This window comes from Cellvibrio sp. (assembly GCF_053579595.1).
On record NZ_JBRFPI010000207.1, the window covers coordinates 1 to 8,070 of the forward strand.

Here is an 8,070-nt window from a genome sequence, read left to right on the forward strand (position 1 = left end):
GTAATCTTGATTATTTAAATGTGATTGCACATCACTTGCCTGCGGAATATCCAAGCCATCTTCGCAGAGAATTTCCAAATGCCCTTCGATCGCCTCGCGTGCATTCATTACCGCTTCTTCAAAGGTGTCCCCTGCGGAAAAGCATCCTGGAATATCGGGCACTACAACGCCAAATGCGCGGTTTTCATATCCGGGCTCAATCACTATTGGATACAACATATGTAATACCTATTTTTACCGGATAAATACTGAGGAACTATTTTTGATCTTTTGCGAATAAATCATTTTCACAAGAGCCCTGCTTGTTTTTTTATTTCCCTTACCAAGCCGATTCCCAATGCTTTTTTGGGGTGGGGAACAGTAATCGTCCCGGCCCTTTCGGGGTGCTTGAAGTGATGGTGGCTGCCTTTGGTTCTCGCCAAATACCAGCCTTCGATTTCAATCAGCTTGATCAGTTCTGCGCTCGTCAATTCCAGGTTCCTATCTTAATTTTCTAAGTCCATATCCCTAGTCAAGCCTACAGATAATAACCCCAATAACCCCACCAATGCAAACCACGCAAACAAAAACGCCCGCCTCTTTCGAGGCGAGCGTTTTTTAGTTCAGCGCAGAGAAAAATTACTCTTCAGTTACTTCCGCTGGTGCTGCACCTGACTCTTCAGCCAAAGCTTCTTTGATTGAGAGTTTGATGCGGCCGCGTTGGTCTACGTCGAGGCATTTTACTTTTACAACTTGGCCTTCTTTCAAATAATCGCTCACGCTGTTTACGCGCTCGTCGGCGATTTGAGAGATGTGAACCAAACCGTCTTTGCCCGGCAGGAAGTTGACGAATGCGCCGAAGTCTACGATGCGCACTACAGTGCCTTCGTAGATTGCACCGATTTCCGCTTCAGCAACAATGCCCATCACGCGCAGGATCGCTGCTTGCAGTGCGTCGTTGTTGTCGGCGTAAATTTTAACGGTGCCGTCATCATCAATATCGATTGAAGATTGAGTCTCTTCGGTGATTGCACGAATAGTCGCGCCGCCTTTACCGATGATGTCGCGGATCTTGTCCGGATGAATTTTGATGGTTTCAAAACGCGGTGCGTTTTCGCTAACCACTGAACGTGATTTGGCGAGCACTTTGTTCATCTCGGCGAGAATGTGTAAACGCGCGGCCAGAGCTTGCTCCAGTGCGATTTCCATAATCTCTTCGGTGATACCTTCGATTTTGATATCCATTTGCAGTGCAGTTACACCGCTGGTGGTACCGGCTACCTTAAAGTCCATATCGCCGAGGTGATCTTCGTCGCCGAGGATGTCTGTCAATACCGCAAAGCCGTTAGCTTCTTTTACCAAGCCCATTGCGATACCTGCAACAGGTGATTTGAGTGGAACACCGGCATCCATCAACGCCAGGCTCGCACCGCACACAGAAGCCATTGAACTTGAACCATTAGATTCAGTAATTTCACTCACTACACGCAGGGTGTACGGGAAATCAGATTCTTTTGGCAGAACTGCAGTAACACCGCGACGCGCCAGACGGCCGTGGCCGATTTCGCGACGACCAGTGGCACCCATACGACCACACTCACCTACCGAGAAAGGTGGGAAGTTGTAGTGCAGCATGAATGCGTCTTTTTTGGAACCTTCGAGGAAATCGATAATTTGTGCATCGCGCGCGTTACCCAGAGTCGCTACTACGAGCGCTTGAGTCTCACCACGGGTGAACAATGCAGAGCCGTGCGCTTTGCCCAATACGCCAACTTCCACTTGAATTGGACGAACGGTTTTATTGTCGCGGCCATCGATACGGGGCTCGCCCGCTACGATGCGCGAACGCACCAAACGGTATTCAACCATGCCGAATTCGGCTTTCACTTCATCGCTAGAGAAACCGGTAGCTTCAGTCGCCAATTCAGCAACCGCTTGATTGCGCAACTCGCCCAGACGGTCGTAGCGTTTTGCTTTATCGGTGATGCGGTAAGCCATGCCGATTGATTCGCCAAAGTTTTTTACCAATGCATCAGTCAGCGCGGTTTTTGCAGCAACTGGTTGCCAATCCCAACGCGGCTTGCCAGCATCGCGTGCCAATTCGGCACAGGCTTGTACAACTGCTTGCAGTTCCTGGTGAGCATAAAGTACTGCGCCGAGCATAATGTCTTCAGGCAATTCTTTCGCTTCAGATTCCACCATCAACACGGCATCTTTAGTACCGGCAACGACCATGTCCAACTCGGAGGTTTCGAGTTGTTTGAAGCTTGGGTTGAGGATGTAACCTTCTTCCTGGGTGTAGGCAACACGAGCGCCACCGATAGGACCATTGAAAGGAATACCTGAAACAGCCAACGCTGCAGACGTGCCAATCATGGCAACGATATCGGGATCGTATTGTTTGTCGGTAGATACAACAGTACAAACCACTTGTACTTCGTTGAGGAAACCTTCAGGGAACAGCGGACGAATTGGACGATCGATCAAACGCGAAGTCAGGGTTTCTTTTTCTGAAGGACGGCCTTCACGCTTCAAATAACCACCGGGGATACGGCCAGCGGCATAACTTTTTTCTTGGTAGTGCACAGACAGTGGGAAGAAATCCTGGCCTGGTGATGCCTGCTTGGCACCTACAACAGTACAGAGCACAGATACTTCACCCATAGTTACCAGTACTGCACCGGTTGCCTGACGGGCAATGCGGCCAGTTTCGAGGGTTACGGTTTGATTGCCGTATTGAAACTTCTTAATAATCGGATTCACTCTTTTATCCTTTATATTCACTAAAAATCAATTGCGTTAATTGTTACGCGTCTATTTAAGTTTGCTCTTTTCATTCATATCAATAAAAAATCAGTACGAACTGTGCATCCTGCCCGGGCGCTAATTTTTACTCTCATCAGCGCAATTCCATAATTGCTTGTTAGATTCAAACAACAGCATTACAAAATAAAAGTGCCCGCAGAGCGGGCACTGGACAAACTTAACGGCGCAGACCTAATTTTTGAATCAGAGCAACGTAACGAGAAGAGTCTTTACCTTTCAGGTAGTCCAACAATTTACGACGCGCGTTTACCATACGGATCAGGCCGCGACGTGAATGGTGATCTGCCTTGTGGTCAGCGAAGTGGCCTTGCAGTTTGTTGATGTTAACAGTCAACAACGCTACTTGGACTTCGGGCGAGCCAGTGTCGCCTTCTGCTTGTTTGTATTCGTTTACGATTGCAGCTTTTTCAGAAGCACTCAGTGCCATGATGTTTTCCTCAATTAATATGCGATTCAATTACAGCCCGCCCGTGCATATTTACAGGTGGGTTGTTGCGGTGATTATCCAGTTCCTGAAGAACAATGGATGTCATCCGCGGCTTTTTACCCGGGCAAGCATAGCTTACGGGTAAATTCTTGCGGCTTATTGCTCGCCTCTTACTGTTCGTTAGAGGAGCGATTCGCCAAAATTCGTTTAGGGGCTACGCCACCTTCATCGGTGATACTGCCCAAACCGAGAAACCCGCGGGGCGATTGTTCGGTTTCTGCACAAAAGACGCGCACAATAGCACCTTGCTCGCCAAATCGATAGACCTTGGACACCATCACCGGGTTGCCCAAACGGAAGTAATGGGCGCTATTGGCAGGCAAGTCTACGGCTGGCAGGCTGGCAACTGGCGCATCGGCACTGAGCAGGTAGGAATCCAATGCAGCATAGCCCGCTTCGTCACCTGCCGCTGCCTGCCGCTCATCAAAACGCGCCTGCAGTTCCTCAAGCGTAATGCACTGGCTCTCGTTAAACAGACCGGCATGAGAGCGATGCAGGGTTTTGACATGACCACCACAGCCCAAAGCCACACCAAGATCCACCGCAATCGAACGGATATAGGTGCCTTTAGTGCAGCGAATATCCAGCTCCACTTCGGCCTCATCGCCCGCGCGAAAGGCGAGAATATTGATACTGTGAATCGTCACCGGACGCGGTGCGCGCTCCACTTCAACGCCTTGACGCGCCATCTTGTACAGCGGCTGGCCGTTGAGTTTCAACGCAGAATACATGGGCGGGACTTGCAAGATATCGCCAATCAATGGCTTGAGCGCCGCTTCGACTTGCGCAAGGGTAATACCGGCAGTGGATTTTTGCTCGAGGATCTCACCATCGGCATCGCAGGTATCGGTAGTAGCACCCAAACGAATACAAGTGCGGTAGCCTTTATCGGCATCGAGCAAAAATTGCGAGAATTTGGTCGCTTCGCCAAAGCACAGTGGCAGTACGCCGGTTGCCAAAGGATCAAGCGCACCGGTATGGCCAGCTTTTTCCACAAAAAACAATCGCTTGGCGCGTTGCAGCGCGTGATTGGAAGTCATACCGGCGGGTTTGTGCAACAACAATACACCGTCAACAGGACGGCCTTTTCTACGCGCCATCAGTGCTGCTCGCCCTTGGAATCATCTTCGGGAGAAGGTTCATCGTCGTGCTGATGCAGACTGTCTTCTTTTAATGCACGCTCAATCAAAGTCGATAGATGCTGGCCTTTAACCGAGGTTTTGTCGTAGATAAATTGCAGCTTGGGCACAGTGCGCATGCTCAATTCTTTCGCTAAAAAAGTACGCAGGAAACCGCTCGCCTTATTCAGGATCGAGGCGGCAGCAATACTGTCTTTTTCATCGTCAACGCCAACAAAAGTCACATAGACTTTGGCGTAAGCCATATCGCGGGTGACGGTAACTTCATTGATGTTGACTAGGCCAATGCGCGGATCGCGGATTTCATTGGGGATCACCTGCCCCAGCAAACGCTGGATGGCATCGGAGACGCGGTCTGAACGGGTAAATTCTCTTGGCATGCGCCACTAACCTCTGGTTTGCCCCGAACCGGGCAGACAAAAATAACAAAGCCCCACCCCCATGACAGGGGTGGGGCGCAGGTGTTGCGACCGGCTTAGAGCTGGCGCGCTACCTCTTTCACTTCGTAGACTTCGATCTGATCGCCGACTTTAACGTCGTAGTTCTTCACGCCGATACCACACTCGAAACCGTTGCGGACTTCGCTCACGTCATCTTTGAAACGACGCAGGGATTCGAGTTCACCGGTGAAGATCACCACGTTGTCGCGCAGTACACGGATCGGCTTGTTACGCGATACGGTACCTTCAATCACCATACAACCAGCAACCTGGCCGAACTTCGGTGAATTGAACACTTCACGTACGTTGGCGATACCAACAATCGTCTCAACACGCTCTGGATCAAGCATACCGCTGAGCGCTGCTTTCACTTCGTCCAGCAATTGATAAATGATGCTGTAGTAGCGAATATCAACACCTTCAGACTCCGCCATACGGCGGGTAGTGCTGTCGGCACGCACGTTAAAGCCGACAATGATGGCACCGGAGGTAATTGCCAGATTCACATCATTTTCAGTAATACCGCCGATACCGGAAGAGATAATATTCACTTGCACTTCATCGTTACCGATGTCATTGAGTGACGCCATAATCGCTTCAACTGAACCGCCCACATCGGCCTTAACCACCACAGTAAGATTTTTCTTCTGGCCCGCTTCCATGTTGGAGAACATGTTCTCCAGCTTGGAGGCTTGGAAGCGCGCAAGCTTCTCTTTACGCTCTTTCTCGGCACGGAACTGGGCAACTTCACGGGCTTTACGCTCGTCAGTCAGCACCACAAAATCGTCACCGGCGCTTGGGGCGGTATCCAGACCCAGAATTTCAACCGGGGTAGATGGACCAGCTTCAGTCACTTGTTGACCGCGCTCGTTGCTCATCGCACGTACACGACCGTAGCTTTGACCGGCAAGGATCAAATCGCCCTGCTTCAAAGTACCTTGTTGCACAAGGATGGTAGCAACAGTACCGCGGCCTTTATCGACACGCGCTTCAATCACTACACCTTTGGCCGCTGCACTTGGTACAGCATGCAACTCCAGGACTTCGGCTTGCAGCGAGATAGCTTCGAGCAGCTCATCAATGCCTTGACCAGTATGGGCGGATACCTGAATAAACTGGGTATCGCCACCGTAGTTTTCAGGGATAACACCCTTAACTACCAATTCATTGGTTACACGATCCGGATCAGCAGATGGCTTATCACACTTGTTGATGGCAACAACGATAGGCACACCGGCAGCGCGGGCGTGAAGAATTGCTTCTTCCGTTTGTGGCATTACGCCATCGTCCGCTGCTACTACCAGAATCACCACGTCAGTCGCCTTGGCACCACGGGCACGCATAGCGGTAAACGCGGCGTGGCCAGGGGTATCAAGGAAAGTGATTTCACCACGTGAAGTCGATACACGATAAGCACCGATATGCTGGGTAATACCACCGGCTTCACCCGCTGCCACTTTGGCTTCGCGGATGTAATCAAGCAGTGAGGTCTTACCATGGTCAACGTGACCCATAACAGTCACAACCGGCGCGCGCTGTACCAGATCACCTTCGGTTTCCAGCGATCGTTCCAGTGCATGTTCGATATCGTTTTCGCTAACGAGCACTGCCTGATGGCCCATCTCTTCAACCAGCAACACCGCAGTATCCTGATCGATAGATTCGTTCATCGATGCCATCACGCCCATCTTCATCAAGCGCTTGATCACTTCACCTACTTTAACCGTGAGGCGCTGCGCCAGTTCTGATACGGCAATCGTCTCGGGTACATTCACTTCATGGACGATTTTGGTGGTTGGCTTTTTAAACGCATGCTTGTTGTGTTTTTTGTGACTCGCACGCAAATGACTGCGACGAGCTAATACATCACTGTCTTCACCATCTTCAGCAACAAAATCCAGCAATTCAATTTTTGGATTCTTTTTGGACGGTGCACCTTTCTTAACCGCCTTGCCTGCACCGCGCTTGTTGCGATCAGAATCTTCTGTATCGTCGTCATCGCGCTTATGGTTTTTCTTGTGGCCGTGGCCACCATGCTTGGTATCTTCTTTATCCGCTGGCGGAGCAATAACTGCCACCGCAGGCTTACCTTTGGCAGGACCGCGTGCATCAGGACGAGCCGTTTTCGCCGGCGCTTGGGCAGCGGGTTTCTCTGCTGGTTTTTCCGTGCGTACCGGATTGCGGCGCGCTTCTTCAGCGGCACGCTTGGCATCATCGCGCGCTTTCACTTCAGCTAACCGTGCAGCCTCTTCAGCTTGACGGCGCTCAATTGCCGCACGGCGCTTCTCTTCAATACCATCGGTAAAGGAGATGCGGTGGGAGTGGGCTTCAGCAGCTGGTACATCTGCAGCAACAACCTCATCCACTGCCACTTCAACTTGCGGCACTGCGGCTACAACAGGTTCAGGCGCAAGCACTACCTCAGCGACTACCGGCTCAGGTGTCACTTCAATTTCCTGCTCGAAATCTGGTTCATGCTCTGCAACGGCGGATTCGCCCACTTCGTCCTCACGCTTCACGTAGGTGCGCTTTTTACGCACTTCAACATTTACCGTTTTACGTGCATTACCCGTACCGGTTTTAATGGTGGTGGTAGTTTTGCGTTGCAAAGTGATTTTTTTAGGTTCCAGCGCGGCTTCGCCATGACTGCTCTTTAAGAAATTGAGCAAGCGCTGTTTCTCATCGTCAGAAACTTTCGCCTCGGCGCTTTTGTGCTGCAGACCAGCCTCGTTCATTTGCTTTAGCAAACGCTCGACTGGTGCGCCTATTGATTTGGCGAGTTCGTTAACGGTTACTTCTGCCATTGTTTTTCCTCAGGGATTGTTCGTTGCCTACAGGGTTTCGCTCACTAGAGTGGCTCACACTCAGGCAAACCAGGGCTCGCGCGCTTTCATAATCAGTGCGGCGGCACGAGTCGCATCAACACCTTCAATTTCCAACAATTCATCAATCGATTGCTCGGCCAAATCTTCCATGGTGACAATGCCGCGACGCGCAAGATTTGCAGCCAACGTATCATCCATACCTTCCATATTTAACAAATCTTCTGCAGGCGCAACACCTTCGATACGCTCTTCCGTTGCCAATGCTTGCGTCAAGAGTGCATCTTTCGCACGTGCACGCAATTCTTCAGCAACATCTTCATCAAAGCCATCAATTGCCAACATTTCTTCGAGCGGAACGTAAGCAACTTCTTCAA

General features: G+C 50.7%; 8 protein-coding genes. All 8 read right to left on the reverse strand.

All coding sequences use genetic code 11. The features are described 5' to 3' along the window. Window positions 1-219, reverse strand: a 219-nt coding sequence (locus tag ACWA6V_RS13255) for a type II toxin-antitoxin system HicB family antitoxin (RefSeq protein WP_449522936.1), incomplete at its 3' end; no start/stop codon positions are given. A 68-nt stretch (window positions 220-287) separates the two neighbouring features. Next, a complete protein-coding gene (locus ACWA6V_RS13260) occupies window positions 288-470 on the reverse strand; it encodes a type II toxin-antitoxin system HicA family toxin (RefSeq protein WP_449522937.1) in 183 nt (60 codons plus the stop codon). A 148-nt stretch (window positions 471-618) separates the two neighbouring features. Then, window positions 619-2,742 (reverse strand): polyribonucleotide nucleotidyltransferase, encoded by a 2,124-nt coding sequence (gene pnp, locus ACWA6V_RS13265; protein WP_449522938.1) that lies wholly within the window; start codon window positions 2,740-2,742, stop codon window positions 619-621. A 220-nt stretch (window positions 2,743-2,962) separates the two neighbouring features. Next, entirely contained in the window at window positions 2,963-3,232 is a 270-nt protein-coding gene (gene rpsO, locus ACWA6V_RS13270; RefSeq protein ID WP_310067437.1) for a 30S ribosomal protein S15, read from the reverse strand. Window positions 3,233-3,402: 170 nt separating this feature from the next. Continuing rightward, entirely contained in the window at window positions 3,403-4,392 is a 990-nt protein-coding gene (gene truB, locus ACWA6V_RS13275) for a tRNA pseudouridine(55) synthase TruB (protein WP_449522939.1), read from the reverse strand. Continuing rightward, entirely contained in the window at window positions 4,392-4,811 is a 420-nt protein-coding gene (rbfA, locus tag ACWA6V_RS13280; RefSeq protein ID WP_310067442.1) for a 30S ribosome-binding factor RbfA, read from the reverse strand. Before rbfA ends, truB begins: the two co-directional genes overlap by 1 nt. Window positions 4,812-4,906: 95 nt before the next feature. Continuing rightward, complete coding sequence (gene infB, locus ACWA6V_RS13285; RefSeq protein ID WP_449522940.1) at window positions 4,907-7,675, reverse strand: translation initiation factor IF-2; 2,769 nt, start codon at window positions 7,673-7,675, stop codon at window positions 4,907-4,909. A 60-nt stretch (window positions 7,676-7,735) separates the two neighbouring features. Then, a partial coding sequence (locus tag ACWA6V_RS13290; RefSeq protein WP_449522941.1) for a helix-hairpin-helix domain-containing protein occupies window positions 7,736-8,070 on the reverse strand: 335 nt, incomplete at its 5' end.

Coding starts and splice junctions, on each gene's coding strand:
- rbfA (WP_310067442.1), bottom strand. CDS start 4,811: ATGCCAAGAGAATTTACCCGTTCAGACCGCGTCTCCGATGCCATCCAG.
- truB (WP_449522939.1), bottom strand. CDS start 4,392: ATGGCGCGTAGAAAAGGCCGTCCTGTTGACGGTGTATTGTTGTTGCAC.
- rpsO (WP_310067437.1), bottom strand. CDS start 3,232: ATGGCACTGAGTGCTTCTGAAAAAGCTGCAATCGTAAACGAATACAAA.
- infB (WP_449522940.1), bottom strand. CDS start 7,675: ATGGCAGAAGTAACCGTTAACGAACTCGCCAAATCAATAGGCGCACCA.